The sequence below is a fragment of the Oleiphilus sp. HI0123 genome, from assembly GCF_001635315.1.
In genome coordinates this window covers 1-348 of the sequence record NZ_LWGE01000647.1, presented here as the reverse complement: position 1 = coordinate 348, position 348 = coordinate 1, and the positions used below count along the sequence as shown (strand labels likewise).

The window sequence follows — 348 nt, the reverse complement described above, 5'->3', positions numbered from 1 at the left end:
GAAAACATTATTCGCGAGTAGCGATATTCTTTCTTCATCAGCTTCTAACAGTTCACGTTGTAGAAGGAGCCTAAGATTTTCGTCGTTTGCCATGAGTTCCGTGAACTGAAAGATAAATCGCCTCAATTGTTCCTCTTCACTACCAACGGGCTGCAAAGCGGCTTCTAACTTTGGAGCTATGTCTTTAAACGAAGCTTCGATACTGCTGAGATACAGCGCTTTCTTGTCAGGAAAGTGGTGGTAGATCGTTGCGATACTCACGCCAACGGCGGTGGCTACCTGGCGTATTGAAACACCACTAAACCCCTGCTTTGCGAAAAGCGGAATGGATACATTGAAGATAGCGTT

At 45.4% G+C, this 348-nt stretch carries 1 protein-coding gene; it reads right to left on the bottom strand.

Annotation, left to right across the window (positions count from 1 at the left end):
- Positions 1-348 (bottom strand): TetR/AcrR family transcriptional regulator (locus A3761_RS05865; RefSeq protein ID WP_156491650.1); only part of this gene is annotated, 348 nt, incomplete at both ends.